This window comes from Amycolatopsis sp. NPDC045836, assembly GCF_056431745.1.
Window position 1 is genome coordinate 42,324 of the sequence record NZ_JBWKKF010000029.1, and the last position, 25,284, is coordinate 67,607.

26 protein-coding genes, 2 tRNA genes and 1 other RNA gene are annotated in these 25,284 nt (G+C 70.9%); 13 read left to right on the forward strand and 16 right to left on the reverse strand.

Annotated features, from left to right (window positions below):
- Positions 1-131: 131 nt before the first annotated feature.
- A complete protein-coding gene (locus AC07EG_RS35780) occupies positions 132-413 on the forward strand; it encodes a metal-sensitive transcriptional regulator (RefSeq protein ID WP_153029523.1) in 282 nt (93 codons plus the stop codon).
- Positions 414-450: 37 nt separating this feature from the next.
- On the opposite strand, the gene AC07EG_RS35785 is transcribed toward AC07EG_RS35780, so the two are convergent.
- The gene (locus tag AC07EG_RS35785) at positions 451-909 is read right to left on the reverse strand and encodes a DUF4396 domain-containing protein (RefSeq protein ID WP_478257696.1); all 459 of its coding nucleotides are present in this window, start codon (positions 907-909) and stop codon (positions 451-453) included.
- Between the two features lie 84 nt (positions 910-993).
- On the opposite strand from AC07EG_RS35785, the gene AC07EG_RS35790 reads away from it, so the two are divergent.
- The 3 genes from AC07EG_RS35790 to AC07EG_RS35800 are packed head-to-tail and all read left to right on the forward strand — an operon-like array spanning position 994 to position 4,372.
- Entirely contained in the window at positions 994-1,203 is a 210-nt protein-coding gene (locus tag AC07EG_RS35790; protein ID WP_478257697.1) for a heavy-metal-associated domain-containing protein, read from the forward strand.
- Positions 1,203-2,117, forward strand: a complete 915-nt coding sequence (locus tag AC07EG_RS35795) for a hypothetical protein (RefSeq protein WP_478257698.1) — start codon at positions 1,203-1,205, stop codon at positions 2,115-2,117. The genes AC07EG_RS35790 and AC07EG_RS35795 overlap by 1 nt, the downstream gene beginning before the upstream one ends.
- Positions 2,118-2,128: 11 nt before the next feature.
- Entirely contained in the window at positions 2,129-4,372 is a 2,244-nt protein-coding gene (locus AC07EG_RS35800; protein ID WP_478257699.1) for a heavy metal translocating P-type ATPase, read from the forward strand.
- Here AC07EG_RS35800 and AC07EG_RS35805 read toward each other — a convergent pair.
- Positions 4,369-4,593: a hypothetical protein gene (locus tag AC07EG_RS35805; RefSeq protein ID WP_478257700.1), complete on the reverse strand. Its 225-nt coding sequence runs from the start codon at positions 4,591-4,593 to the stop codon at positions 4,369-4,371. The two genes, AC07EG_RS35800 and AC07EG_RS35805, sit on opposite strands and share 4 nt — an antisense overlap.
- A gap of 141 nt (positions 4,594-4,734) precedes the next feature.
- Between AC07EG_RS35805 and AC07EG_RS35810 the strand changes: the two genes are divergently transcribed.
- A complete protein-coding gene (locus AC07EG_RS35810; protein ID WP_478257701.1) occupies positions 4,735-5,211 on the forward strand; it encodes a hypothetical protein in 477 nt (158 codons plus the stop codon).
- A gap of 57 nt (positions 5,212-5,268) precedes the next feature.
- Here AC07EG_RS35810 and AC07EG_RS35815 read toward each other — a convergent pair whose 3' ends face one another.
- From AC07EG_RS35815 to ssrA, 3 genes are all read right to left on the reverse strand, one after another.
- On the reverse strand, positions 5,269-6,069 hold the full coding sequence (locus tag AC07EG_RS35815) for a nucleotidyl transferase AbiEii/AbiGii toxin family protein (RefSeq protein ID WP_478257702.1): 801 nt from the start codon (positions 6,067-6,069) through the stop codon (positions 5,269-5,271).
- Positions 6,038-7,039, reverse strand: a complete 1,002-nt coding sequence (locus AC07EG_RS35820) for a type IV toxin-antitoxin system AbiEi family antitoxin (RefSeq protein ID WP_478257703.1) — start codon at positions 7,037-7,039, stop codon at positions 6,038-6,040. Before AC07EG_RS35820 ends, AC07EG_RS35815 begins: the two co-directional genes overlap by 32 nt.
- A 280-nt stretch (positions 7,040-7,319) precedes the next feature.
- Positions 7,320-7,690, reverse strand: a transfer-messenger RNA (tmRNA) gene (ssrA, locus tag AC07EG_RS35825).
- Positions 7,691-7,863: 173 nt separating this feature from the next.
- Between ssrA and AC07EG_RS35830 the strand changes: the two genes are divergently transcribed.
- The 5 genes from AC07EG_RS35830 (at position 7,864) to AC07EG_RS35850 (ending at position 12,151) form a co-directional block, all read left to right on the forward strand.
- Positions 7,864-8,562 (forward strand): sensor domain-containing protein, encoded by a 699-nt coding sequence (locus AC07EG_RS35830; protein WP_478257704.1) that lies wholly within the window; start codon positions 7,864-7,866, stop codon positions 8,560-8,562.
- A gap of 32 nt (positions 8,563-8,594) precedes the next feature.
- A complete protein-coding gene (locus AC07EG_RS35835; protein ID WP_478257705.1) occupies positions 8,595-9,725 on the forward strand; it encodes a sensor histidine kinase in 1,131 nt (376 codons plus the stop codon).
- Between the two features lie 28 nt (positions 9,726-9,753).
- The gene (locus AC07EG_RS35840; protein WP_478257706.1) at positions 9,754-10,398 is read left to right on the forward strand and encodes a response regulator transcription factor; all 645 of its coding nucleotides are present in this window, start codon (positions 9,754-9,756) and stop codon (positions 10,396-10,398) included.
- 103 nt (positions 10,399-10,501) lie between these two features.
- A complete protein-coding gene (locus tag AC07EG_RS35845; RefSeq protein ID WP_478257707.1) occupies positions 10,502-10,732 on the forward strand; it encodes a hypothetical protein in 231 nt (76 codons plus the stop codon).
- Between the two features lie 72 nt (positions 10,733-10,804).
- Positions 10,805-12,151, forward strand: a complete 1,347-nt coding sequence (locus AC07EG_RS35850; RefSeq protein WP_478257708.1) for an acyltransferase family protein — start codon at positions 10,805-10,807, stop codon at positions 12,149-12,151.
- Here AC07EG_RS35850 and AC07EG_RS35855 read toward each other — a convergent pair.
- From AC07EG_RS35855 to AC07EG_RS35885, 7 genes are all read right to left on the reverse strand, one after another.
- The gene (locus AC07EG_RS35855) at positions 12,059-12,922 is read right to left on the reverse strand and encodes an amidohydrolase family protein (protein WP_478257709.1); all 864 of its coding nucleotides are present in this window, start codon (positions 12,920-12,922) and stop codon (positions 12,059-12,061) included. The two genes, AC07EG_RS35850 and AC07EG_RS35855, sit on opposite strands and share 93 nt — an antisense overlap.
- Before the next feature lie 41 nt (positions 12,923-12,963).
- Positions 12,964-13,440: an SsrA-binding protein SmpB gene (smpB, locus tag AC07EG_RS35860; RefSeq protein WP_478257710.1), complete on the reverse strand. Its 477-nt coding sequence runs from the start codon at positions 13,438-13,440 to the stop codon at positions 12,964-12,966.
- 41 nt (positions 13,441-13,481) lie between these two features.
- The gene (gene ftsX, locus AC07EG_RS35865; RefSeq protein WP_478257711.1) at positions 13,482-14,378 is read right to left on the reverse strand and encodes a permease-like cell division protein FtsX; all 897 of its coding nucleotides are present in this window, start codon (positions 14,376-14,378) and stop codon (positions 13,482-13,484) included.
- 51 nt (positions 14,379-14,429) lie between these two features.
- Positions 14,430-15,119, reverse strand: coding sequence for a cell division ATP-binding protein FtsE (gene ftsE, locus AC07EG_RS35870; RefSeq protein WP_209670559.1), 690 nt, complete (start codon positions 15,117-15,119; stop codon positions 14,430-14,432).
- A 72-nt stretch (positions 15,120-15,191) separates the two neighbouring features.
- Complete coding sequence (gene prfB, locus AC07EG_RS35875) at positions 15,192-16,295, reverse strand: peptide chain release factor 2 (RefSeq protein ID WP_478257712.1); 1,104 nt, start codon at positions 16,293-16,295, stop codon at positions 15,192-15,194.
- 72 nt (positions 16,296-16,367) lie between these two features.
- A complete protein-coding gene (locus AC07EG_RS35880) occupies positions 16,368-16,868 on the reverse strand; it encodes a PadR family transcriptional regulator (protein WP_478257713.1) in 501 nt (166 codons plus the stop codon).
- A 423-nt stretch (positions 16,869-17,291) separates the two neighbouring features.
- A tRNA-Met gene (locus AC07EG_RS35885) sits at positions 17,292-17,368 on the reverse strand.
- 156 nt (positions 17,369-17,524) lie between these two features.
- On the opposite strand from AC07EG_RS35885, the gene AC07EG_RS35890 reads away from it, so the two are divergent.
- Positions 17,525-18,457 (forward strand): hypothetical protein, encoded by a 933-nt coding sequence (locus tag AC07EG_RS35890; protein WP_478257714.1) that lies wholly within the window; start codon positions 17,525-17,527, stop codon positions 18,455-18,457.
- Here AC07EG_RS35890 and AC07EG_RS35895 read toward each other — a convergent pair.
- Positions 18,382-19,455, reverse strand: coding sequence for a hypothetical protein (locus tag AC07EG_RS35895; protein ID WP_478257715.1), 1,074 nt, complete (start codon positions 19,453-19,455; stop codon positions 18,382-18,384). The genes AC07EG_RS35890 and AC07EG_RS35895 overlap by 76 nt on opposite strands.
- Positions 19,456-19,562: 107 nt before the next feature.
- On the opposite strand from AC07EG_RS35895, the gene AC07EG_RS35900 reads away from it, so the two are divergent.
- On the forward strand, positions 19,563-20,471 hold the full coding sequence (locus AC07EG_RS35900) for a sensor histidine kinase (RefSeq protein WP_478257716.1): 909 nt from the start codon (positions 19,563-19,565) through the stop codon (positions 20,469-20,471).
- Positions 20,468-21,100, forward strand: coding sequence for a response regulator (locus tag AC07EG_RS35905; protein WP_478257717.1), 633 nt, complete (start codon positions 20,468-20,470; stop codon positions 21,098-21,100). Before AC07EG_RS35900 ends, AC07EG_RS35905 begins: the two co-directional genes overlap by 4 nt.
- Here AC07EG_RS35905 and AC07EG_RS35910 read toward each other — a convergent pair.
- From AC07EG_RS35910 to AC07EG_RS35920, 3 genes are all read right to left on the reverse strand, one after another.
- The gene (locus AC07EG_RS35910; protein WP_478257718.1) at positions 21,035-22,051 is read right to left on the reverse strand and encodes a helix-turn-helix transcriptional regulator; all 1,017 of its coding nucleotides are present in this window, start codon (positions 22,049-22,051) and stop codon (positions 21,035-21,037) included. The two genes, AC07EG_RS35905 and AC07EG_RS35910, sit on opposite strands and share 66 nt — an antisense overlap.
- Positions 22,052-22,112: 61 nt before the next feature.
- Positions 22,113-22,186 (reverse strand) — tRNA-Met (locus AC07EG_RS35915).
- Positions 22,187-22,253: 67 nt separating this feature from the next.
- Complete coding sequence (locus AC07EG_RS35920) at positions 22,254-25,232, reverse strand: UPF0182 family protein (protein WP_478257719.1); 2,979 nt, start codon at positions 25,230-25,232, stop codon at positions 22,254-22,256.
- Between the last annotated feature and the right edge of the window lie 52 nt (positions 25,233-25,284).

The window sequence follows — 25,284 nt, forward strand, 5'->3', positions numbered from 1 at the left end:
AGGCGGCACCGGGACCATGGGGTGCGCGGGCGTCGCCGGGGTGGGGCTGGCCCCACCCCACCATCGGCCGACCCAGTTCGATACGGGGGTTGGGTATGATGGGGTGACACGATCGAAGTAAGGGGTGCGGCATGGCCAGCTACAGCGGCGACAAGGAGGCGTACCTCAAGCGGCTGCGCCGGGTGGAGGGCCAGATCCGCGGGTTGCAGCGGATGGTCGAGCAGGACAAGTACTGCATCGACATCCTCACCCAGGTCTCCGCCGCGACGAAGGCGCTGCAGGCGTTCTCCCTCGAACTGCTCGACGAGCACCTGTCCACCTGCGTGGTCGACGCGGCGGCGGCGGGCGGCAAGGAAGCCGAGGCGAAGGTCAAGGAAGCCTCCGAGGCCATCGCCCGCCTGGTCCGGTCCTGACCGACCGGCCGGGAGCCCCGGGGCTCCCGGCCGGGGTTCAGTGTTGTTGCTGGTGGTGGTGGGCGTGCACCTTCGCGTGCCCCAGACCCCGCCCGATCAGCCACTTGTTCACCGGCACGGTGAGCACGAAGGCCACCGCCAGCGCGAACGCCAGCGCGGCCCAGAACACCCAGTTGCCCAGCCCGGCTGCCATCGCGCCCGGCACGGCGACCATCACCGCGTTGTCCACCAGCTCCATCACCGCGATCGACACGGTGTCCGCGGCCAGCGCCACCCGCAGCGCCCGCCGGAAGCCGACGCCCGAGCGCAGCACGCCCCGCATGGTCAGCGCGTAACCGAACACGAACGCCAGAGCCACCGCCAACACGATCGTGGTCACGTTGGACAATCCGAGCGCGGTGCCGATCACCATGCCCAGCACCTCACCGATCGCGCAGCCGGTGAGGCAGTGCAACGTCGCCGTCACAGCCGTTCCCCAGCTCGCCCCGTCCCGCATCGCGGCACCTCCACACCCGGTTTGACTACCGTACCCCCCAAGGGTATACATTCGGGTCAAGGGCAAGACGGAAGGATCGCGAAGATGACCGAAACGACGTACGCGGTGACCGGGATGACCTGCGAGCACTGCGCCCGATCGGTGACCGAGGAAGTCAGCAAGATCGACGGGGTGACCGGGGTCGACGTCGACCTCGCCGGCGGTTCCGTCACCGTCACCAGTGAGAACGGGCTCGACGACGCCGCGGTTCGCGCCGCCGTCGACGAGGCCGGCTACGCGGTGGCCGCGAGCTGATGAACACCGCCGCGAAGCTCTCCGCGTACGGCGCGGCGCTGGTCCTGGTCGCCGGTGGCGGCTGGGCCGCCGGCGGGGTCGCCGGGCCGGTCGCCGCCTCGCCGGAGGCACCGGCGGCGGCGCACACCGAGCCCCACCGGGCAGCCGCACCGGCCGAGCTGCCTGGTGGGCTGGCCAGTTCGCGCAACGGCTACACCCTGGTGCCCTCGACCAGCACCCTGCCGACCGGTACCACGCAGCCGTTCACCTTCCGGGTCCTCGGCCCGGACGGCGCGCCGGTCACCGCGTACGACGTGGAGCACGAGAAGCGCATGCACCTGATCGTGGTGCGCCGCGACGGCGCGGGCTTCCAGCACCTGCACCCGCAGCTCGCCGCCGACGGCAGCTGGTGGATCCAGCTGGGCCTGCCGCGGGCGGGCAGCTACCGGATGTACGCCGACTTCAAGCCGACCGGCGGGCAGGCCACCACGCTCGGCGTGGACCTGTCGGCACCGGGCGACTACCAGCCCGCCTGGTACCCACCCACCCGCGAGTCCGAAGTGGACGGTTACCGGGTGCGGCTGGGCGGCGAACTGGTCGCCGGGCAGTCCTCGCCGGTCCGCCTGAGCATCACCGAGGACGGCCGCGAGGTCACCGATCTCGAACCGTACCTCGGTGCCTACGGCCACCTGGTCGCCCTGCGTGGCGGCGACCTCGCCTACCTGCACGTCCACCCGGACGAAAGCGCGAAGCCGGGCCCGGCGGTGGACTTCCACACCGAGGTCCCCTCCCCCGGCACCTACCGCCTGTACCTGGACTTCCAGCACGGCGGCCAGGTCCGCACGGCCGAGTTCACCGTCGACGCCCGCGGCACGGCTCCGGCCGCACCCGCTCCCGCGGCCGAAGGCGACGGTCACGGCCACTCCCACGGCTGAAAGGCAAGGACATGAGTTCGGAAACGGCCGAACGCCTCACCAGTGAGGTCGAACTGGCGATCACCGGCATGACCTGCGCCTCCTGTGCCGCCCGGATCGAGCGCAAGCTGAACAAGCTCGACGGCGTCACGGCCTCGGTCAACTACGCGACGGAGAAGGCGAAGGTCACCTATCCGGCCGAGCTGGAGCCGACCGCGTTGATCGAACAGGTCGAAGCCGCCGGTTATGCGGCGACGGTGCCGCGGACGGAAAAGCAGCCGGTCGAGTCCGAAGCGGACGATCCGGTCCGGCCGCTGCGCCAGCGCCTGGCCGGCGCAGCCGTGCTGTCGGTACCGGTGATCGCGCTGGCGATGATCCCGGCCATCCAGTTCGAGTACTGGCAGTGGATTTCGCTCACCCTGGCCGCTCCCGTGCTGGTCTGGGCGGCGTGGCCGTTCCACCGGGCGACCTGGGTGAACCTGCGTCACGGCGCGGCGACGATGGACACGCTGATTTCGATCGGCACGCTCGCCGCGTTCGCCTGGTCGCTGTACGCGCTGCTGTTCGGCACCGCGGGCACGCCCGGCATGACCCACCCGTTCGAGTTCACCATCGAGCGCACCAGCGGTGACGGCAACATCTACCTCGAAGTCGCCGCCGGGGTGACCACGTTCATCCTGGCCGGGCGCTACTTCGAGGCCCGGTCGAAGCGGCGGGCCGGTTCGGCCCTGCGGGCGCTGCTGGAACTGGGTGCCAAGGACGTCGCCGTGCTGCGGGGCGAGGACGAGGTCCGGATCCCGATCGACGAACTCGCCGTCGGCGACCGGTTCGTGGTCCGTCCCGGCGAGAAGATCGCCACCGACGGTGTGGTCACCGAAGGCAGCTCGGCGGTCGACGCGAGCATGCTCACCGGTGAGTCCGTGCCGGTCGAGGTCGGTTCCGGCGACCCGGTCACCGGCGGCTGCGTGAACGCCGGTGGGCGGCTGGTGGTGCGGGCCACCCGCGTCGGCTCGGACACCCAGCTGGCGCAGATGGCGAAGCTGGTCGAGGACGCGCAGAACGGCAAGGCCGCCGCGCAGCGGCTGGCCGACCGGATCTCCGCGGTCTTCGTGCCGGTGGTCATCGCGCTCGCGGTGGGCACGTTGTTCTTCTGGCTCGGCGCCGGCGCCTCGGCTTCGGGCGCGTTCACCGCGGCGGTGGCCGTGCTGATCATCGCTTGCCCGTGCGCGCTGGGCCTGGCGACACCGACCGCGCTGCTGGTCGGCACCGGCCGCGGGGCGCAGCTGGGCATCCTGATCAAGGGTCCGGAGGTGCTGGAGTCGACCCGCGCGGTGGACACCGTGGTGCTGGACAAGACCGGCACGGTGACCACCGGCCAGATGTCGCTGGCCGGGGTCCACCTGGCCGAGGGCACCACCGCCGAGGAGGTGCTGCGGCTCGCGGGTGCGCTCGAAGACGCCTCGGAACACCCGATCGCCCAGGCCATCGCCCGTGGCGCGAAGGAGAAGGCGGGCCGTCTGCCGAAGGTCGGGGACTTCACCGCTGTCGAAGGGCTCGGCGTGCAGGGCACCGTCGACGGGCACGCGGTGGTCGTCGGGCGGGTGGCCCTGCTGGAGCGGTGGAGCCTGCACCTGCCGTCCGAACTCGCCGAAGCCAAGGCCGAGGCGGAGGCACTGGGGCAGACCGCGGTGGCCGTCGGCTGGGACGGGCGGGCACGGGCCGTGCTCACCGTCGCGGACGCGGTGAAGCCGACCTCGGCCGAGGCGATCGCGAAGCTGAAGCAGCTCGGGCTGACCCCGGTGCTGCTGACCGGCGACAACGAGGCCGTGGCGAAAGCGGTCGCCGCCGAGGTGGGCGTTTCGCAGGTGATCGCCGAGGTCCTCCCCCGCGACAAGGCCGACGTGATCACGCGGTTGCAGGGCGAGGGCAAGGTGGTCGCCATGGTCGGCGACGGGGTCAACGACGCCGCCGCGCTGGCGAAGGCCGATCTGGGCCTGGCCATGGGCACCGGGACCGACGTGGCGATCGAGGCGAGCGACCTGACCCTGGTGCGCGGTGACCTGCGGGCCGCCGTCGACGCCATCCGCCTGTCGCGCCGCACGCTCGGCACGATCAAGGGCAACCTGTTCTGGGCGTTCGCCTACAACGTGGCCGCGCTGCCGCTGGCGGCGGCCGGCCTGCTGAACCCGATGATCGCCGGGGCGGCGATGGCGCTCAGCTCGGTGTTCGTGGTGACCAACAGCCTGCGGCTGCGTGGGTTCCGGCCGGTGTCCTAGCGGTCGAGTTCGTCTTCGAGGATTCCGTCGACCTGGCGGGCCGCCCGGCGGAGGGCGAGCCCGGCCAGGACGGCGAGCAGCACCACCGCGCCGGAGATCCACGTGGCGCGCCAGGAGACGAGGTAACCGATCAGGCCGAGCACTTCGACGAGGACGAAGCCCGTGACCACGGTGGTGGCCCGGATTCGCTGAGCCGGCAGGCGGCCGGTGAGTTCGTTCATGCCGTTGAACTCGGCCCGCCATCCACGCTTGTTACGCAGTGTCAGTTGAAATTTCTATCATTCGACCATTCGATATAACCGGCATAACGGTCCTGGCACGGTCGTAACAATCGCCCCGCTTCCAGCGGCTTCCACCGCGTTATGACGGTCATCGGAATCAGCGGTCACCAGGAGCTGCCCTGCGCGGCACGCGTGCACGCGATCGAGCGGATCAACCAGGTGCTGGCCGAGGCGGCCGCACCGGTGATCGGCCTGAGCAGCCTGGCCAAGGGCGCCGACCAGCTGTTCGCCGAACTGCTGCTGCGCTCGGGTGGCACGCTGTTCGCGGTGATCCCGTCGCAGGACTACGCCGGCACGTTCAGCGGTGCCGCCGAGGACACCTACGCGCGACTGCTCGCCGCGGCCAAGGGCTGCGTCACCCTGGACCACCCGACCGCGGACGAAGCCGCCTTCGACGCCGCCGGGCGGTTCGTGGTCGAGCACAGCGACCTGCTGATCGCCGTCTGGGACGGCCGCCCGGCACGCGGCACCGGCGGCACCGCGGACGCCGTCGCCCACGCGCACCGCCTCAACCGCCCGGTCGCCGTCGTCTGGCCCGACGGCCCAGCCCGCCCGTAACCCCCGCTGAACCGCCTCGATGTCGGACCCACCACCAGCCGCCACCCGGGCGGTGCCTCAGCGCCCGCTCACGGCACGGATACCGTCGGCCAGCGCCTGAACCAGCACATACCCACGCGGGATCCGCATGTCGGCGCCGAGCCGAGCCAGCACTTCCCCGTCGGAGACGATGCCGAGCAACGCCGCCACCCCCGCCTGGTCGAGCAATCCCGGCAGGCGCGAGCCCAGCACCCAGGCACCGGCGAGCGGCGGGTCGAAGTCGTACCGCGCCATGACCTCGATCTCGTCCTCCCACAGGTGCTCGTAGTACTCCCCCGACGAGTACCAGCCGATCATCGTCGCGAGATCGATCGCATCGCGGTTGGTGTCGAAGCGCCGGTCCCACCACGTCAGGAGCTTGAGCAGGGTCAGCGCCGGAACCGACGGCACACGGATCTCGAGACCGCCGGGCAGGAGCACCACTTCGGCCGACGCCACCGCCTCGCGCAACCCGCGGACGTTCATCCGGTGGTCGTCCGGCCAGAGGATCGTACGATCCTCACCTTCGATGCCGCCGTACGGCAGCACATCGACCTCGACGCCCTCCACGACGAACGAATGCACGCCACGGCCGCGCCGCACCAGCTTGCCCGCCAGGCGCTCGAAGTCGGCCCACGAACCCACCTCCACGGCGATGTCGATGTCACGGGTGGCCCGATCCGGCGAACCACCCACCAGCCCGACGGACAAGATCGTGCGTGCCGTCGCACCCACCAGCAGGTAACCGACCCCGGCTTCGCGGGCCACGTCGTCGATTCTCGCCAGCACCTGCGCGGCGAGGAGGACGTCAGGTTCGGTCGAGTCGCGCAAGTCGATCATCACTGGCCCGGATCCGGTCTCCGTGTTCGCGCTGACGGGGGTCACCCGAGGCCAGCAGGTCGGCGTAGACGAGCGTGGCGGGCACCGTCCACGGCTCCGGCTCGGGGGCTCGCCAGAACCGCTGCCGAACGTGCACGTTCCCCGCGCCCTCCGCTCGCACCAGTCGATGCCCGCCGATGAGCGCCAACGGGGTTTCGTCGGCGTAGAGCGTGAGCGACGCGGGCCGGAGGTGCGGATCGAGCAGGCAGGCCGCGGCCTCGCCCCCGACCTGGACACCGGCCCGTGCCAGCTCCCGCTCGGCATCCCGCCACCACGAGAGTTCGGCCGCGGAGAACTCGCCCAGCACGAGCGAAGGGCTCAACACCATCGAATACGCTTCCGACCACCGGTTGAGCAACTCCCCGCCCCGGGCGAGCCGACGACCGCCGGGCCCGGCGTACAGGTAACCAGCCGCGGTGAGATCGTCGACAACGGCCTTGACCGACCCCAGAGAAACGCCACTGGCCAGCGCCAGCTCGCGCAGCGGCCGAGAGACCAGCTCCGGCCAGCTGAGCAGGACGAATCCGACCTGGAGTCCAGCGCGCCGAAAGGCCCGCGCACCACGCGCCGGGGTCTTCACCCGAACGGGATTGCGCCGGCCACGAACGTCGATGAGCACGTCTCCCCAGCTGAGGTGCGCGTTGCCCGCGGTGTCGACGTAGTCGATGCCACGGGCACGCAGCCGTTCAGCGGCGGGCTCGCTGATCGACGGTGCCACCACCAATGCCGCCTCCGACGACGGGACGTGCACCGCCGTGGCCAACTCGGCGGTCATCCGCCCCTTGACCTGCACCCGGTACACCTGATCCGCCCCCGACCGCGCCACCAGCCGAACCACTCCGTCCTCCACGGCCTCCAGCCGCAGCCCGGCCTCCGCCAGCTGCTCCCCCGCCGCGTTCAAAATCCAGTCGTGTTCACCCGCACTGAACATCCCCCAATTCTGAACACCGATCCCCCCTCCAGCAAGCCAAGGCATCTGACAGAGGCCACAGACCACCAACCCCCGTCCCCCAGAGGGACAAACACCACAAAACCGACCACAACCGGGAGCCCAGCAAACCACCCACCCCAGGCGACAACACCACAACACCCGACCACAACCGGGGGTCCAGGGGCCGAGCCCCCTGGCGGGGGCCTGGGGTCCGACCCCCAGAACAACACCCGAACACGAACGAGGGGCGAGTGCCAACCGCGAGCACTCGCCCCCCGTGAAGTGGAGGTGCCGGGAATTGAACCCGGGTCCTCTGGCGCCTCAACAAGGCTTCTCCGTGCGCAGTCCGCTATGCCTCTACTCGGCCCCACCGGTCACGCGAACAAGCCGGTGTGACGGGCCCAGCCACTGTTTGCTTCCCAACCGGACTCCGTGGCCGAGTCCGGCGGTGAGCCTCCTAGCTGATGCCGGCTACCGGGACGGAGGCACTCCCGGGCCGACAGACTACGCCTCGCTCAGGCGGCGAGGGCGTAGTCGCGCTGGCTATTGGCCTTGGCGCTTATTGGTTTGCGATGACGCTTGCGGTGGTCTCTCGCCTGCACCGGCACGCTTCCCTCGAATCGACGTCCAAAGTCGAAACCGTTCACCCCCTGGGTGGTTCGCTGCAACAACCTGTCCATCATAACGCGTCCGCGCAAGCCGGTATTCCGGCGTGGTGGGGTTGGCCCTACCCCCGGGATGCCCGCGCGCACCATGTCGTCCCGCCCCCGCTCCGGCGATGCTGGTTCCGGTAAGCGCACCACCCGTGGAGAAGGGAACCAGCCATGACAACGGCACAGGCCGAACAGGACGGCCACCGGTCGCGTCCGCCGTTCGCGGGGTCGCTGGGCTTCCTGCTGATGAACCTCCCGATCGGCGTGCTCGGCTTCAGCGTCCTGCTGGCGCTCACCACGGCGGGCGTGTCCACCGCCGTCGTCTGGGTCGGCCTGCCGATCGGCGCGCTGGCCCTGCTGCTGGCCCGCGGTGGCGCCAGGGTGGAGCGGGCCCGCGTGTACGCCATGCTCGACCACTACATCGCGGTGCCCTACCGCGCGCTGCCCGACGGCAGCCAGAAGGAGCGCTGGAAGACCCGGCTCAAGGACGGGGCCACCTGGCGGGACGCGGCCTACTTCTTCCTGCTGTTCCCGCTCGGCCTCATCCAGTTCGTGCTGGTCACCACCTTCTGGGCGGTCAGCCTGGCGTTCGCCGCGCTGCCGATCTACTTCCGCTACCTGCCCGGCGGGGCCTACCACTTCCCCGGCGACGACTCGGACCTGCGCTGGATCACCGTGGACTCGACCGTCGAGGCGCTGCCGTGGGCCGCGCTGGGGGTGCTGTTCATCGCGGTCTCGATCGCGCTGACCCGCTCGCTGGCCGCCGGGCACGCCCGGTTCGCCACCGCGCTGCTCGGGCCGACCGCGCGGCAGGAGGAGGACGGCGTCCCTTTCCCCGGAGCCCCGGTGATGTCGTCGGTGGCAGGATGACGGTCGTCACCACACCGCAGGGGGGAGGCGGGATGTCCGAGGCGGGGCCCGCGTTCGAGCAGCCGAAGCCGTTCTGGCCGAAGGTCATCGGCTTCATGGTCGCCAGCTTCCCCCTGCGCCTGGTCCAGTTCGTGCTGCTGGTGGCACTGGCCGCGGTGGGCATCAGCACGCTGGTGATCTGGATCGGGATACCGCTGCTGGTGCTGGTCACCGGCATGACCCGCTGGTTCGGCGACGTGGAGCGCCGCTGGGTGCGGGCCACGCTGGACACCCCGCTGCCCGACGCGCAGCGGCTGCCGCTGGAGGGCGGCTGGCTGCAGCGGTGGCGCATCCGGCTGACCGACCAGACCACCTGGCGCGACTTCGGTTACCTGATGCTGGCCCTCCCGCTGGGCGTGCTGGAGTTCGCGCTCGGCATCGCCGGCATCGTGCTCTTCCCGATCGCCATCTGGGTGCTGCCGTGGGTCGCCTGGTTGCACGGCAACCTCGCGCTCTCCCTGCTCGGGCCGCCGCGCAACCAGCAGCTGGCCGCCAAGGCCCAGCACCTGCAGGCGTCGCGGGCCCGCGGAGTGGACGCCGCCGAGGCGGAGCGCCGCCGGATCGAGCGTGACCTGCACGACGGCGCGCAGCAGCGGCTGGTGGCCGTCGCGATGAGCCTCGGCCGGGCGAAGTCGAAGCTGGAGAACGACCCGGCCGCGGTCCGCGAGCTGATCGACGAGGCGCATTCGGACGCGAAGCTGGCCGTCTCCGAGCTGCGTGACCTGGCCCGCGGCATCTACCCGGCGGTGCTCGGCGACCGCGGGCTCGACGCGGCCCTCTCCGCGCAGGCGGCGAAGTCGCCGGTGCCGGTGGAGGTCTCGGTGGACGTCGAGCCCCGCCCGCCCGCCGCCGTGGAGACCACCGCGTACTTCATCGTCGGCGAGACCCTGACGAACATCGCGAAGCACTCCGGGGCCACGCAGGCGTCGGTGAAGGTCTGGCGCACCGAGGACAAGGTGATCGTGGAGATCACCGACAACGGTCACGGGGGCGCCGAGGTGCGCGGCGGGGGTGGGCTCGCGGGCCTGGCGGACCGGGCTGCCACGATTGACGGCGTCATCACCGTCGTCAGCCCGCCGGGGGGTCCCACGGTGGTCCGCTCGGACCTGCCGTGCACCTGGTAGCTGCCAGACCTGGGGAGCCTGAAGGACTATGCGTGTCGTCATCGCCGAGGACGCGGTGCTGTTGCGAGCCGGGATCCAGCGGCTGCTGGCCGACGAGGGCATCGAAACGGTGGCCGCGGTGGACAACGGCGACGACCTGCTCGTCGCGGTCAAGGAGCACCGGCCCGCACTGGCGATCGTCGACGTGCGCATGCCGCCGACCTTCACCGACGAGGGCCTGCGGGCCGCGCTCGGCGCCCGTGAGCTGATCCCCGGCCTGCCGGTGCTGGTGCTCTCGCAGTACGTGGAGGAAAGCTATGCGGTGGAACTGCTCTCCGGCGGGGCCGGTGGCGTCGGTTACCTGCTCAAGGAACGCGTCGCGGACGTGTCCGACTTCCTCGACGCGGTGCGGCGGGTGGCGGGCGGCGGCACGGCGATCGATCCCGACGTGATCGCCCAGCTGATGGCACGCGGCCGGAAGAACCCGCTCGACGCGCTCACCGCACGCGAGTCGGAGGTGCTGGGGCTGATGGCGCAGGGCCTGTCGAACACCGCGATCGCCAACACCCTGGTCGTCTCGCACGGCGCGGTGGAAAAGCACATCGGCAACATCTTCGCCAAGCTCGGCCTCGAGGTCTCCTCAGAGGAACACCGGCGTGTCCGCGCCGTGCTCACCTACCTCGAACGCGGCTGAGCCGCCAGCCCGGTCCCCGAAGCTCACCCGTCTGAGGGCGGCACCGGGCGATCACCTCACCTACCATTAGCGGACGCTGTCGCCGGGTGAGGAGGAGATCGGTTTGGCCACACACTCCGAGGAGTGCGTCCGCTTCTTCGGCGGCCCGCTCGACGGCCGGATCCAGGAGTTCGGGGACACCGCACCGGTGCGCGGCACCGTCATGCGCCACGTCCACCTGCACGACGGGCCGAAGATCGAAACGCACTACGAGCTCGACTACAGCGCCGAAAGCGGCTGGGAGTACCGCCTGCTCCCCGCGGGCGAAGTAGGGCCAACCCCACCACCGAACTAGGAAAAACCGGAAGCCCGAAAGGGCGGTCCACCCCGCTGTGCCGGAGCCCCGTTCCGACCAGGCTCTTCAGGCATGCAGACGAGCAAAACCCGTCCGAAGCGGGACCTCTTCCTCGACGTCGTGCGCGCCGCCGCGATCGCCGGCGTGGTCGGCCAGCACTGGCTGATGCCGGTGCTGGGTTACGCGGACGGGCAGCTGGCCACCGGCAACGCGCTGGCCACCCCGGGCTGGTGGGTGCTCACCTGGCTGTCCCAGGTGATGCCGCTGGTCTTCTTCGCCGGTGGGGCGGCGAACCTGATCTCGCTGAACGCCGCCGCCGGCGACCGCTCCTGGCTCGCCGCCAGGGTGCAGCGGCTGCTGCTGCCCGCGCTGCCGCTGTTCGTGGTCTGGCTGGTGGTGCCCGAGCTGCTGCGGGCGTTCGGCATCCCCGAGCAGCCGCTGGAGGTGGCCGGCGCGATCGCCGCCCAGCTGCTCTGGTTCCTCGCCGTCTACCTGCTGACCGTGCTGGCCACCCCGCTGATGGCCGCCGCGCACCGCCGGTGGGGCCTGCGGGTGCCGGTGGTGATGGCCGTGGCCGGGGTGCTGGTCGACGTCGCCCGGTTCAACGACTTCGGCCTGATCGGCTACGCCAACGCCGTGTTCGTCTGGCTCGCCGTGCACCAGATCGGCTTCCACTACGCCGACGGCCGCCTCGGCTCGCTCGGCAGGCGGGGCGCGCTGACCATGTCCGCCGCCGGTTTCGGGGTCACCGCGCTGATGGTCGCGTTCGGGCCGTACCCGGCCAGCATGATCGGCATGCCGGGGGCGCCGGTGTCGAACATGAGCCCGCCGAGCGTGCTGCTCGCCGCGCTGGCCGTCGGGCAGATCGGCCTGCTGCTCGCGCTGCGCCCGGCCATCGGCCGCTGGGCGGTCCGCCCGCCGGTGGCCGCCGTGCTGCGCTGGCTCGGCCCGCGGTTCATGAGCGTCTACCTCTGGCACATGCCGGCGCTGGTGGTCGTCGCCGGGGTCGCCGTGCTCGGCTTCGGTTACCGCACCCCGGAACCCGGCAGCCTCGCCTGGTTCCTCGCGGCACCGTTCTGGGTGACCGCGACCGGGCTGGTGCTGGCCGGCCTGCTGCGGGTGTTCGCCAGGTTCGAGGTGCGCAAGCTCGACGGCGGCCCGATCGCGCCGACCGCGCGGCTGGTGGTGGCCGGGCTGCTCGCCTCCGGTGGCCTGCTCGGGCTCGCCGCCACCGGTTTCACCACCCCGGCTGGTGCCGGGCAGCTCGCCGGACCGCTGCCGTGGGTGTTCGGCGTGACCACCGCCTTCCTGCTGGCGGGCAGGCCGCTACGGCTCAAGGCCCAGCAGGCGCGCCGGGGTGTGGTGCAGCACCTGCCGCAGGAACTGCTCCCCCAGCCGGTCGTCGGCAGCCGCCCATGAGGCGACGGCCCGCAGCTGGGTCGCGTAGGAGTACGGGATGTTCGGGAAGTCGGTGCCCAGCACCACCCGCTCGCCGAGACCGGCCAGGCTGGCCACCCAGCCGGCCGGTTTCGGCAGCATCGCCTCGGTGAACGGCACGCCGACCATGGTGGTGTCGAGGTACACGCGGGGGTAGCGCCGCACCAGCTCGACGGCCGCCTCGTACTCGGGCATGCCGGCGTGGGCCAGCACCGCGGTCAGCCGGGGGTGGCGCCGCAGCACCGCGCCGAACACGTCCAGCCCGGTGTGCGCGCCCCGCAGCGGACCGTGTCCACAGTGGACCACCACCGGCAGCCCGGCGTCGGCCAGCGTGCCCCAGGCGGCGTCGAGCAGGTCGTCCCGCGGGTCGTACGCGCCGACCTGGACGTGGGCCTTGAAGCAGCGGGCACCGGCGCGGACCGCGGCCTCCACATAGGACGCCGCACCCGGCTCCGGGTACAGCGTCGCGGTGGGCACGGCCTCCGGCACGCGCGCGCCGAACTCCAGCGCCCACTCCGAGAGCCACTGCGCCATGCCCGGCTTGTGCGGGTAGACCAGCGGCGCGAACTTCAGCACCCCGAGCGAGCGCAGCACCGCCAGCCGCTCGTCCTCGGGCAGCCGGTAGTGGATCGGCCACGGCGTGCCGTAGTGCCGCTCGGCCTGGTCGAAGAACGACCACACCTTGGCCAGCACCCGTTCGGGCAGGAAGTGCACGTGCACGTCGATCAGGCCGGGCAGGCCCAGCGAGCGCACCCAGCCCGGAACGTCCGCATCGGACTCCGGACCCGGCGCGCTCAGTACCGGCCCTTCAGCGCCCGGCCCATCGCGCGGCGCACCTCGCGGTCGGCGTCGCGCTTGGCCAGGTCCTGGCGCTTGTCCCAGGACTTCTTGCCCTTGGCCAGCGCCAGTTCGACCTTGACCTTGCCGTCCTTGAAGTACATCGACAGCGGGACCAGGCTGAGCCCGCTCTCCTTGGTCTTGCCGATCAGCTTCTCGATCTCGCCCCTGTGCAGCAACAGCTTCCGGGTGCGGCGGGGCATGTGGTTGGTCCAGGTGCCCTGCACGTACTCGGGGATGTGCACGTTGCGCAGCCACACCTCGCCGTCGTCCACCGTGGCGAACGCGTCGGCCAGGGAGGCCTTGCCGTCACGCAGGCTCTTCACCTCGGTACCGACGAGCACGAGACCGGCTTCGTAGGTGTCGAGGATGGAGTAGTCGTGCCGAGCCTTGCGGTTCGACACGATCACCTTGTGACCACGTTCCTTGGGCATGATGACGACTCTACGTGATTCTCAGCCGCACGACACGGGCATTAATGCCGCACGTACAGACGCAGCGTGACGTAACCGGTGATCGCGGAGATCAGGATCGACACCCCGATCAGGATCGGCGCCACCACCAGCACGTCCAGTGTGGTCACCGGTGGGATGATCCCGCCCGCCGAGGTCAGCAGCGTGTCGAAGAACAGCAACTTGCCCGCCAGCAGGAAGACGATCGCGAGGATCGCACCGACCACGCCGGCGACCACCGCCTCCAGGAGGAAGGGCAGCTGCGTGTACCAGCGGGTCGCGCCCACCAGCCGCATGATGCCGACCTCGGTCCGCCTGGTGAACGCCGAGACCTGGATGGTGTTCGAGATCAGCAGCAGCGCGGCGAAGGCCTGCAACAGCGCCACCACGAAGGTGATGTTCCGGAAGACGTTGAGCCCGTTGAAGAACCGTTCCAGGAACACGTTCTGGTCGTCGACCTTGTCCACCCCGGGACGACCGGTGTACTCCTTGACGATCACGTCGCTGCGGCTCGGGTCCTCGAGCTTGATGTGCAGCGAGGCGGGCAGCGACTCGGGCCGCGCCAGTTCCACCAGTTCCGGCTGGCCCTCGAAGATCCGCTTGAACCGCTCGAAGGCGTCCTGCCGGTTCTCGAAGACCACGGAGTCCACGCCGGGCCTGCTGTCCAGCTCGTTGCGCAGGTCCGAGCACAGCTGCTGGGAACAGTTGGCGTCACCGGCGCTGACGTCGTCGGTGAAGTAGATGGTGACCTCGACGTCGTCCTGGTAGTTCGTCTGCATCTTGTCGATGGTCCGGACGATCATCAGACCGCCGCCCAGCATGGCGAGCGAAACCGCGGTGGTGATGACCATCGCGATGGTCATCGTGATGTTCCGGCGCAAGCCGGTGACGACCTCGCTGAACACAAAACTGGCACGCATCGGGGTGGCTGTCCCTTGGGGGTCGGGGGCGGGAAGGGTGCGGTACGGCGGTCAGCGGCCGACGCCGTAGACCCCGCGGGCATCGTCGCGGACGACCCGGCCGAGCTGCAGCTCGACCACGCGGCGGCGCATCGAGTCGACGATCGAGTGGTCGTGGGTGGCCATCAGCACGGTGGTGCCGGTGCGGTTGATCCGCTCCAGCAGCAGCATGATGTCCTGGCTGGTGTCCGGGTCCAGGTTCCCGGTCGGCTCGTCGGCCAGCAGCACCAGCGGCCGGTTGACGAACGCGCGCGCGATCGCCACGCGCTGCTGCTCACCACCGGAGAGCTCGTTGGGCAGCCGGTCCGCCTTGCCGTCCAGGCCGACCAGCTCCAGCACCTCGGGCACCACCTTGCGGATGGTCTGCTTCGGCTTGCCGATCACCTCGAGCGCGAACGCCACGTTCTCCGCGACGGTCTTGTTGGTCAGCAGCCGGAAGTCCTGGAAGACGCAGCCGATGGTCTGGCGCAGGCGGGGGACCCTGCGGCGGGCCATCTTGGCGACGTCGAAGTTGGAGACCAGCACCCGGCCCTGCGACGGCACCTCCTCGCGGAGGAGCAGCCGGAGGAACGTCGACTTACCGGACCCCGACGGGCCGATGAGAAAGACGAACTCGCCCTTGTCCACCTCGACCGACACCCGTTCGAGGGCCGGGCGGGTCGAGGTCTTGTAGACCTTGGATACCTCTTCGAGCCGGATCACGGTGCGCCATCCTACTCACGTCACCCGTTAAGCCTAAGTTGCCCACCACCCGAACGGGGAACGGCGCGTGGCTCAGGCGTTTTCGCTCTGCTTGCGCCAGCGGATGCCCGCCTCGAGGAAGCCGTCGATGTCGCCGTCGAGCACGGAACCGGGGTTGCCCACCTCGAACTCGGTGCGGAGGTCCTTGACCATCTGGTACGGGTGCAGCACGTAGGAGCGCATCTGGTTGCCCCAGCTGGAGCCGCCGTCCTTGAGCGCGTTCAGCTCGGCGCGCTCCTCCTCCTTCTTGCGCTGCAGCAGCTTGGCCTGGAGCACCTTCATCGCGGCCGCCTTGTTCTGCAGCTGCGACTTCTCGTTCTGGCAGGAGACCACGATGCCGGTCGGGGTGTGCGTGATGCGCACGGCCGAGTCGGTGGTGTTCACGCTCTGCCCGCCGGGCCCGGACGACCGGAACACGTCGACGCGGATGTCCTTTTCCGGGATGTCGACGTGGTCGACCTCCTCGACCTCGGGCAGCACCTCGACGTGGGCGAAGGAGGTCTGGCGGCGGCCCTGGTTGTCGAACGGCGAGATGCGCACCAGCCGGTGCGTGCCCTGCTCGACCGAGAGCGTGCCGTAGACGTAGGGCGCGCTCACCTTGAAGGTGGCGGACTTGATCCCGGCCTCTTCGGCGTAGGAGATGTCGTAGACGTCGGTCGGGTAGTCGTGCCGCTCCGACCAGCGCAGGTACATGCGCAGCAGCATCTCGGCCCAGTCGGCCGCGTCCACCCCGCCCGCCTCGGACCGGATGGTCACCACGGCGTTGCGCTCGTCGTACTCACCCGAGAGCAGGGTGCGCACCTCGAGCGCGGCGATCTCCTGGCGCAGCCTGCCCAGGTCGTTCTCGGCCTCGGCCTTGCTGGCGTTGTCGTCCTCGGCCTCGGCCAGTTCGTAGAGCACGCCGAGGTCGTCCACCCGCTGACGCAGTTCGGAGACCCGGCGCAGCTCGTTCTGCTTGTGCGAGAGCTGGCTGGTGATCTTCTGCGCGGCCTCGGGGTTGTCCCAGAGATCGGGCCGCGACGCCTCTGCCTCCAGCGAGGCGACATCGGCCCGCAACGCCTCCAGATCCATCACGGACTCGATCTGGGCCAGCGTGCCGGCGACGTCCTTCAGCTCTGCTTCAAACTCGGCGCTCACGCCGCTCCACGTTACGGGACTCCGCGGCGGGACACGCGGCCGGTTGCGCACAACCGGCCGCGAATCCGCCGTTCAGGCCTGCGGGATCGCGTCGACCAGCTTGAGGGCCGCCTTCGCGTGGGCCTGGCCGAACTCGGCCACCGCCTTCGCGTACGGGTCCTCGGCCGCCTTGATCGCCGCCTTGGCCGCGTCGAGGTCCTCGGCGTAGGCCCCCCGGGCCTGCTCGACGAGGTTCGACCGCTGCTTCGCCGTCAAGGTGCCGGCGTGCACCAGGCGGAGGATCAGCGGGCTGCGCAGGTGGTCGGGCCCGGCGTCGGAGGCCAGCCAGGCCTTGAACGCCTTCTTGCCCGCGGCGGTGATCACGTACTGCTGGCTGGAGCGCGGTCCCTGCTTGCCGAGGCGGACCAGGCCCTCCTTCGCCAGTGCCGGGAGCTCCCGGTAGACCTGGCTGCGCGTGACGCTGAAGAAGGCGCCGAATCGTTCCTCCGCTCCCGCGACGAGCTGCCCGCCGGTGGCCGGGCCGTCGTGGAGCAGACCGAGCAGGGCTGCGGCTGTTGCATTCAAATCGGACACGCCTTCTACATTCCCACTTCTCTCCAGTTCTGTCCACAGTGGCCAGCCCTTCAGTCCACAATGGCTAGTTCACTTCCGCCGGAAAACCCCCTTTCGGCCTAGTCCCCCGCTGAGTCCATAATGGACGAACACGCAAGGTCAACTGGGGGTGACAGCTTTGAAAGGGGGTCTGACCAGGGGAAATGTCACCACACCGGTCGGTCGGCCAGTGCTGCGACCGCCGGGGCGTGGACGATGGTCACGATTGCCCCCGCGTAAAACTTGCACCAGGTGCGAAACTGCGCACCCCGTGCGAGAACCACTGTCCACACGCCACCCCTCCAGCCCAATATGGACTCGGCGACCACCATCGGCACCCGGGCGGACACGGAGCGAACACAGCAGAAAGGCCCGGTCCGCCGAAGCGAACCGGGCCTTTCGTGGTGGTAGCGGGGACAGGATTTGAACCTGCGACCTCTGGGTTATGAGCCCAGCGAGCTACCGAGCTGCTCCACCCCGCGTTGTGAAAACAAGATTACCCGGCGCTCCCCGGCCACTCGACACCGGGGGCACTTAAGCCGGTTTCCGCAGGTCGAGCCCGCCTTTCCCGCTTGCGGGGGAGGCCGATCGCCCGCGGGGTGGAGGTGCGGCGCCCGGCCGCGGCCGACGCTGGACCGGTGAACACGACACGCAAGCGGGGCTGGGCCCTCGCCGGCTGGACCCTCGCCTATGGCACCACCCGGCTCCTCCTGCCGCCACCGGGCGGCAACCGCCACGCCGATCTGTCCGCGGTCCCCGGCTGGGCCGTCGCGGCCGTGTGCGCGCTCGGCGCACTGGTGGCCCTCGCCCCGTCCGTGCACCGGGTACTGGTGCCGTTGGGCTGGGCGGTCGCGGCGGTGTTGTCGGCGCTGGGCTTCGTGCTGGTGCTCGATCTGGTCGCCCTCGCCCTGCCGGGGCTCGACCTGCCCTTCGACCCCGGGCCGTTCCTGCTGCGGCTGGGCTGCGCGCTGACCGGACTGGCGTTCGCCCGGCTCACCGTCGGGCGCCGCCGGCGGCTCCGCGGTGCCTGCCCGGACTGCGGCCGGGCCGGCGGGGTGAGCCGCCTCGCCGTCCGCCCGCGCTGGGCGCTGGTGGCCGGCTACCTCGCGGTGGCCGGTTGCGCCCTCCGGTTCGGCGCGCAAACCCTTTACCGGGACCAGCTCCCGCTCGGCCTGAGCCCGTCGTGGTGGATCTTCGTCGGCGGCATGCTGGCCGGTGGCACGCTGCTGCCGCTCGCGCTGGTGCACCACTGGGGTGAGGTCTGGCCGCGGTGGGTGGTGCCGCTCGCCGGGAAGCGCGTGCCCCGGCTGGTGCTGCTGGTCCCGGCCGCGGTGTTCGCCCTCGGGCTCACTTCGTACTTCGGGGCCTTCGGCCTGCTCGACCTCGCCGTGGACGCGGTGGCGGGTACCCCGCCCGAGCACGCGCTGTTCCTCTGGCTCGCGGTGACCGGCTACCTCGCGTGGGGCATCGGGATCGGCGTCGCGGCGATCGCGTATCACGCGCGGACCCGGCCCGGCTGCGCCACCTGCTCCCCCATCCCGCAGCTCCGGCACGCCGAACGGGTCCGGTAGTGGTAGCCGAGCGTGGCCGCGCCGAGGCAGACCGCCCACAGCGGCCAGTACGACATGGGCTGGGCGAGCCACGTGCCCGGCGACGACCAGTCGACCACCAGCACCGTCGAGCTCGCGGTCGGGAGCAGGGCCGCGGTCACCACCGAGGCGAAGGTGATCGGGAACGCCCTCGGCACCGGCTTCCCGGCGAGACCGAGCACCCAGCGCGGCCAGACCTCACCCCACGGCCGTGCCAGCCCCAGCGTGAGGATGCCGCCCAGCGCGGCGAAGCTGGCCAGGTACACACCCGCCCAGACCAGCCCGCTCGCGTGCAGCTCCGCGACGTGGGCGGCGGGCATGCCGAGCGGGAGGTGGAAGGCCCACGCCCAGCGGATCACCGCGTAGAAGAACGGGATGGCGGCAGCCGCGTAGGCGGCGACCCGCCCCCACTTCGCCGCAGCCGCCGGACTGGTCCAGTGGTCCGGCCGGGCCGGGTTCCGGCCGCAGGCACCACACGCACCGCGTGCCCGCCGTCGCTGGGCGAGCGTGGCGCCCAGCCACACCAGCCCGCCGAGCTGGCAGATCAGCATGTTGACCACCGGCCACGGCAGCGCCTTCTCGAAGTAGTCCAGCGGCGGCCAGCCGAACGGGGCGCCGATGAGCGCGAGCGGGGCGTACGCGAGCGCCAGCAGCACGCGGAAGTCGTTCACCACCCCGAGCAGCCCGAGCGCGCAGAGCCAGCCGAGCACCGCCGCCACCCGGCTGGTGGTGCGGAGCAGGACGACGGCGAGCACCACCCCGCCCAGCCCGAGGCAGGCGATCACCGGCGCGGCCCCCGCCGCGGTGGTGCCGCCGAGCAGCGATTCCGCCCGCGCGTCGGGCACGTCCCCCTCCCCGAACGGAAAGCCGGGTGATCCGGATGTCCACAGCAGACCAAGCGTTCCGTACAGCGCTGAGAAGATCATGGCCGCGGGACCGGTCCAGCACGGCCAGCTCCGCAGCACCTCCTTCGGTGACATCAGCGGCTCCTTCGTCGGTCGGGATCACCACCTCCAGCCTGGTTCCCGGCGGTTCCGCGCGGCAGGTGCCGACCGGCACGTCCACGTGGGCCCGGCCGCCGGGAGGGGTGCCGATCGGCACCTGGCTGCCCTGGCTGACGTCGAGCGCGGGCCTGGTTTCCGCCGCTTTCACCACCGGTGGTCTCCTGCGCGGAGCCCCGGTCTTCGCGGAGATCCTCGGGCTGTGCGTGCTCGTCGGCCTCTCGGCACGCTGGGCCACGCCACGGGCCGCGGTCGTGTCCGGGGTGGTGGCCGGGCTGCCCGCCGCCGTCGCCATCCTGCGCACCGGTTCGGGCCCGGCGTCCGTCGAGATCGTCTACGGCGTGGCGTTCTGGGCACTCGCACCGATCAGCTGCGCCGTGCTCGGCGTCCACTTCCGCACGCAGGAAGCACGCCGCGCCCGGCTGGTCGAGGCGACGCGGCAGGCACAACGCCTGGCACTGGCCGGCGACCTGCACGACTACGTGGCGCACGACGTGAGCGAGGTGATCGCGCGGGCGCAGGCGGGGCAGCTGACCGCCGATCCGGGCACCCGGGCCCTGCTGCGGCGGATCGAGCACGCCGGGTTGAGCGCGATGGCGTACCTGGACCGGACCGTCCACATGCTGCACAGCGGCCGGGACCTCACCTCCGTGGTGGCCCGCTTCGCCGAGTCGAGCACCGCGGACGTGCGGTTGTCGATCGACCCCGGCGTCCCGCACCCACCCGCCGTGCAGCGGATCGTGGTCGAAGCGCTGACCAACGTGCGGCGGCACGCACCGGCCGCGGAATCCGTCGCGATCACCGTCCGGGCCGTGGCGGACGCGGTCGAAGTCACCGTGACCGACTCGGGTGGCGGCCCGCGCGACGCCTCCCGGCGCAGCGGCCTCGGCCTGCCCGCGTTGAGCGAGCGGGTGACGGCGGCGGGCGGCACCTTCCACGCCGGACCGCACGGCGCCGGGTGGCGGGTCGCCGCCCGCGTCCCGGTGGCGTCGTGACCACCCGCGTCCTGCTCGCCGACGACCAGGCCGGCGTGCGCGGTGCGTTCCGGATGGTGCTGGACGCCCAGCCGGACATGCGGGTCGTCGGGGAGGCGGGCAACGGTGCGGTGGCGCTGGACCTCACCAGGCACCTCCGTCCGGACGTGCTGCTCGCCGACATCCGGATGCCCGAGGTGGACGGTCTCGAACTCACCCGCCGGCTCGCCGCGGACCCGGTGCGCGTGGTCCTGGTGAGCACCTTCGGCCTCGACTCGTACGTGCGTTCCGCGCTGCGCCACGGGGCACGCGGCTTCCTGCTGAAGCGGTCGGGCCCGGCCCTGCTGGTGGAGGCCGTGCGCGCGGCCGTGGCCGGGGACGCGCTGATCAGTCCGCAGCTGACCGCCCGGCTGCTCGGCCACCTCACCGAACCGGGCCCCGGCGAGCCCGTCGCCCGGCTGACCGATCGTGAGACGGAGGTCGCCCGGCTGGTGGCCCGCGGGTGCGGCAACACCGAGATCGCCGCCGAGCTGTTCATCAGCCCGGGCACGGCGAAGAACCACGTCGCGGTGATCCAGCGGAAGCTAGGGGTGCGCAACCGCGTCGGGATCGCGGGCTGGGCGTGGTCGACCGGCCTGGTAGAGCCGTGACAGGCCGTCGACCAGTCCGGTGATCCGCGTCCGCAGCTCCGGCGGTTCGAGCACCTCCACCTCGGGGCCGAGCTTGAGCAGGTTGCCCGCCGTGAACTCGACCGACTCGATCGGAATGGTGCCGGTGACCCAGCCGTCCTCCTCCGGCTCGCTCGCCGACGCGGTGAACGCCTTGACCACGTCGGCGGCGTAGTTGTCCGGGAACGCCTCGAGCCCCGCCGGGGACAACCGGATGACGGCCTCCCCGCGCTGCCGCCGGGCCTGGAAGTCCTCGCGGTAGGACGACCAGTACCCGGCGAGATCGAAGTCGGCGGGCCGCTCGAAGCCCTCGCCTTCGGTGAGCTCCAGGATCTGGTTCACCCGGTAGGTGGCGATCCGCTTCCCGCCGTCGGCGACCAGGTACCAGCGACCGGCCTTGAGCACGAGCCCGAACGGCCGGAGCGTGCGCTCGACCTCCCTGGGCTCCCGCCACCGCCGATAACGGACGTGCAGCGCGCGCTGCGTCCACACCGCCTCGGCGACCGCCGCCAGGTGCGGTGTCTCCTCGGCGTCGGAGTACCAGCCCGGCGCGTCGAGGTGGAAACGCGCCGCGATGCGTCCCGCGCGCTCGCGGAGCTCGGCGGGCATCGCCGCGAGCACCTTCAGCTGCGCCGCCCCGACCACCTGCGCCAGGCCCAGCTCCGCGGCGGGTCCCGGCAACCCGGCGAGGAACAGCGATTCCGCCTCCCCGGCGGTGAGCCCGGTCAGCCGCGTGCGGTACCCGTCGAGCAGCTGGTACCCGCCCGCCGGGCCCGCGTCGCCGTAGAGCGGGATCCCGGCGGCGTGCAGCGACTCGGCGTCGCGGTAGATGGTGCGGACCGAGACCTCCAGCTCGGCCGCCAGCTCCCGCGCGGTCATCCGCCCGCGGGCCTGCAGCAACAGCAGCATCGACACCAACCGGCTGGCGCGCACCCCACCCCTCCCGGAACGCGAAAAGAGGGTCGTGTCCGTGGACACGACCCTCTTCCCTCAGTAGCGGGGACAGGATTTGAACCTGCGACCTCTGGGTTATGAGCCCAGCGAGCTACCGAGCTGCTCCACCCCGCGTTGTGGCACCAACCTTACGCCCCGGTTTCCCGGAGGTGCAAAGCGGGTGCCCCGAAGGTTGCCGACGTCACCCCCCGGCGGGCGGCTGCGCCGCCGCCTTGGCCTGTTCGTACCGGTTCGCCGCGGCCTCCAGCTCGGACAGCGCCTGCCCCTGCGCGACGAAGTCACCGGACTGCTGCGCCGACTTCAGCTTGGTCAGCGCCGCGTCGATGGCGGCGACCGCCTGGTCGATCTCCGGGTTGCCGGTGTTCGGCGGCAACGGCACGTTCGGCGCCGGCGTCTGCGGAGGCGTCGACGGCGGCGGCGAGTTCGGATCGGTCGCCGGCGGCGGGGTCGACGTCGGCGGGGTGCTCGGCTGCGTCGGCCCGGTCGCCGCGTCCCCGGTACCCGGCCCGAACACCTCGTCGAGCGCCTGGTTCAGCGTCGGCGCGAAGCCGACCTTCGACCCGTACGAGACGAGCACGCGGGCCAGCTGCGGGAAGCTGTTCGCGTTCCGCTGCTGGATGTAGATGGGTTCGACGTAGATGAACCCGTCGGCCAGCGGCAGGGTCAGCAGGTTGCCGGGGATCACGTTGACGCTCTGGTTCCCCAGCAGCGTCCGCTGCTCGGCGAAGTCCGGGTCGCTCTGGAACCGGTTCTGCACCTGGACCGGACCGTCGTTCTGGTTGCTGCCGTCACTGGGCAGCCGCAGCACCCTGATCTGGCCGTAATCCTCCGGTTCGCTCGACACCGACACCCACGCCGCCAGGTACTGCCGCTGCAACGCGGTCAGCGAGCTGGTCAGCTGGAACTTCGGTTCGGTGTCCCCGGGCGCCTGCGCCATCACGTAGTACGCCGGCTGCTTCGGCCCGTTCGCGCTCGGGTCCAGCCCGCCGTCCTTGGTCGGGTCCGGCGGCACGCTCCAGAACGTCTGGGTCGAGAAGAACTCCTGCGGGCTGCCCACGTGGTACTTGGTCAGCAGCTCGCGCTGCACCTTGAACATGTCCTCCGGGTACCGGAAGTGCTCGCGCAGGCTCGGCGAGATCTCCGTGCTCGGCTTCACGATCCCGGGGAAGACGTTCTTCCAGGCGTTCAGCACCGGCTCGTTGTCGTCCAGCGCGTACAGCGTGACCGTGCCGTTGAACGCGTCGACGGTGGCCTTGACCGAGTTCCGGATGTAGTTCAGCGAGCTGTTCTGCTGCCGCGCCACCCCGGACAGCGAGTCCTGCGTGGCCGCGCCCAGTTGCGTCTGCTGGGCGTACGGGAAGTTGTTCATCGTGGTGTAGCCGTCGACGATCCACTGGATCTTGCCGTCGACCACCGCCGGGTACGGGTCGCCGTCCACGGTCAGCCAGGGCGCGACCTTGCTCACCCGGTCCCGCGGGTCGCGGTTGTACATGATCTTCGAGCCCTCGCTGATGGCGTCGGAGAAGAGGATGTTGCGCTCCCCCTCGTTCGCCGCGAAGACCAGCCGGTTGAACCAGCCGTCGATCGGCACGCCACCGGAGCCCTTGTAGAGGTAGCTGCGGTCGGAGGCGGTGTCGAACTCACCCGGGGCCTTGCCCGGCTGCCCGCCGACGATCGCGTAGTCGGTGGCCAGCTCGCCGTAGTAGACGCGGGCCTCGTCGACCCGGATGCCGGAGCCGGTCGGGTTCACCGTGTCGCTGGTGGTGGCGATCGGGTAACCGCCGTCGGAGTTGCCCTGCCCGGCGCCGGTGGTGTCCCCGACCGCACGGTCGATGGTGTTCGCCGGGGCCGCGACGAAGCCGTTCCCGTGGGTGTAGACCAGGTGCCGGTTGATCCAGGTCCGCTGGTTCTCCGCCAGCCCCTCGGTCTTGATCTCCTTGGCGGCGACGATGTAGTCCTGCCGCTTGCCGTTGACCTCGTAGCGGTCGACGTCCAGCTTCTCCGGGAAGCCGTAGAAGTTCTCGCGGCCAACGCGCTGGGTGAAGGTCGGGGTCAGCACGTCCGGGTCGAGCAGGCGGATGTTCGGGATGGTGCCCTTGTCCGCGCGCACCTCGGCCGGGGTGGCCGTGGTCTTGCCCGTGTAGTTGTCGTACTTGACGTCACCGAGGTCGAAGGCGAACTTCGTGGCGTCCATGTTCCGCTGGATCGACTGCGCTTCCTTCTCGTTGGCGTTCGGGCGCACCGAGAACTGCTCCAGCACGGCGGGCCAGGCGGCGCCGACCAGGATGCCGGACAGGATCAGCAGCACCAGCGCGATCGCCGGGAGCTGGATGTTGCGCAGGAACGCGCCGACGAAGAAGGCGATCGCGCAGAACACCGAGATGCACAGCAGGATCAGCTTGGCGGGCAGCACCGCGTTCAGGTCGGTGTAGGTGGCACCGTAGAACAGCGGCGCGTTGCGGTCGGAGAACAGCAGGTTGTACCGGTCGAGGAAGTACTCGACCGCCTTGAACAGCACGAACAGGCCGATGGTGATGGCCAGCTGCACCCGGGCCGGGCCGGCCATCTGGCCGCCCTTGCCCGCCAGCCGGATGCCGCCGAACAGGTAGTGCGCCAGCAGCGCGCCGATGAAGGCCACCGCGATCGCGACGAACAGCCAGCCCAGCAGCCAGTTGTAGAACGGCAGGTCGAAGGCGTAGAACCCGACGTCGTTGCCGAACTCGGGATCGGTCTTGCCGAAGTTCGTGCCGTTGAAGAACAGCTGGACGCGCTGCCAGGCGTCCTGGCCGGAGAAGCCGGCGATCAGGCCGGCCACCACCGGGATGCCGATGCCGAACAGGCGGATGCGCGCGACCACGGTGGAGCGGTACCTGGCCAGCGGGTCGTCCGCCCCGGACACCGGCACGAACACCGGCCGGGTGCGGTAGGCGATGGCGAGGCTGACCGCGAGCGTGCCGCCGACCAGCAGGCCGATCGCGAAGAACAGGCCGATCCGCGTGTACAGCTCGGTGGTGAACACGTTCCTCGCGCCCACCTCGCCGAACCACAGCCAGTCGACGTAGGTGTCGAGGAGTCTCGCCCCCAGTAGCAGCGCCAGCACGACAACGGCCGCGATGACCAGCAGTATCCGGCTGCGCTTGGACAGTTTCGGCAGGCTCACGGGGGGCCGAGTGGCCACTGCACACGCTCCTGTTGTCTTGATCTGGTACGCC

Bases quoted from the DNA above. Each gene is read 5' to 3' on its own strand.
- ftsX (WP_478257711.1), bottom strand. From the start codon at position 14,378: ATGCGTGCCAGTTTTGTGTTCAGCGAGGTCGTCACCGGCTTGCGCCGG.
- smpB (WP_478257710.1), bottom strand. From the start codon at position 13,440: ATGCCCAAGGAACGTGGTCACAAGGTGATCGTGTCGAACCGCAAGGCT.
- AC07EG_RS35800 (WP_478257699.1), top strand. From the start codon at position 2,129: ATGAGTTCGGAAACGGCCGAACGCCTCACCAGTGAGGTCGAACTGGCG.
- AC07EG_RS35785 (WP_478257696.1), bottom strand. From the start codon at position 909: ATGCGGGACGGGGCGAGCTGGGGAACGGCTGTGACGGCGACGTTGCAC.
- AC07EG_RS35835 (WP_478257705.1), top strand. From the start codon at position 8,595: ATGTCCGAGGCGGGGCCCGCGTTCGAGCAGCCGAAGCCGTTCTGGCCG.
- AC07EG_RS35820 (WP_478257703.1), bottom strand. From the start codon at position 7,039: ATGTTCAGTGCGGGTGAACACGACTGGATTTTGAACGCGGCGGGGGAG.
- AC07EG_RS35850 (WP_478257708.1), top strand. From the start codon at position 10,805: ATGCAGACGAGCAAAACCCGTCCGAAGCGGGACCTCTTCCTCGACGTC.
- AC07EG_RS35815 (WP_478257702.1), bottom strand. From the start codon at position 6,069: ATGATCGACTTGCGCGACTCGACCGAACCTGACGTCCTCCTCGCCGCG.
- AC07EG_RS35795 (WP_478257698.1), top strand. From the start codon at position 1,203: ATGAACACCGCCGCGAAGCTCTCCGCGTACGGCGCGGCGCTGGTCCTG.
- AC07EG_RS35830 (WP_478257704.1), top strand. From the start codon at position 7,864: ATGACAACGGCACAGGCCGAACAGGACGGCCACCGGTCGCGTCCGCCG.
- AC07EG_RS35895 (WP_478257715.1), bottom strand. From the start codon at position 19,455: ATGTCACCGAAGGAGGTGCTGCGGAGCTGGCCGTGCTGGACCGGTCCC.
- AC07EG_RS35805 (WP_478257700.1), bottom strand. From the start codon at position 4,593: ATGAACGAACTCACCGGCCGCCTGCCGGCTCAGCGAATCCGGGCCACC.
- AC07EG_RS35780 (WP_153029523.1), top strand. From the start codon at position 132: ATGGCCAGCTACAGCGGCGACAAGGAGGCGTACCTCAAGCGGCTGCGC.
- AC07EG_RS35810 (WP_478257701.1), top strand. From the start codon at position 4,735: ATGACGGTCATCGGAATCAGCGGTCACCAGGAGCTGCCCTGCGCGGCA.
- AC07EG_RS35840 (WP_478257706.1), top strand. From the start codon at position 9,754: ATGCGTGTCGTCATCGCCGAGGACGCGGTGCTGTTGCGAGCCGGGATC.
- AC07EG_RS35790 (WP_478257697.1), top strand. From the start codon at position 994: ATGACCGAAACGACGTACGCGGTGACCGGGATGACCTGCGAGCACTGC.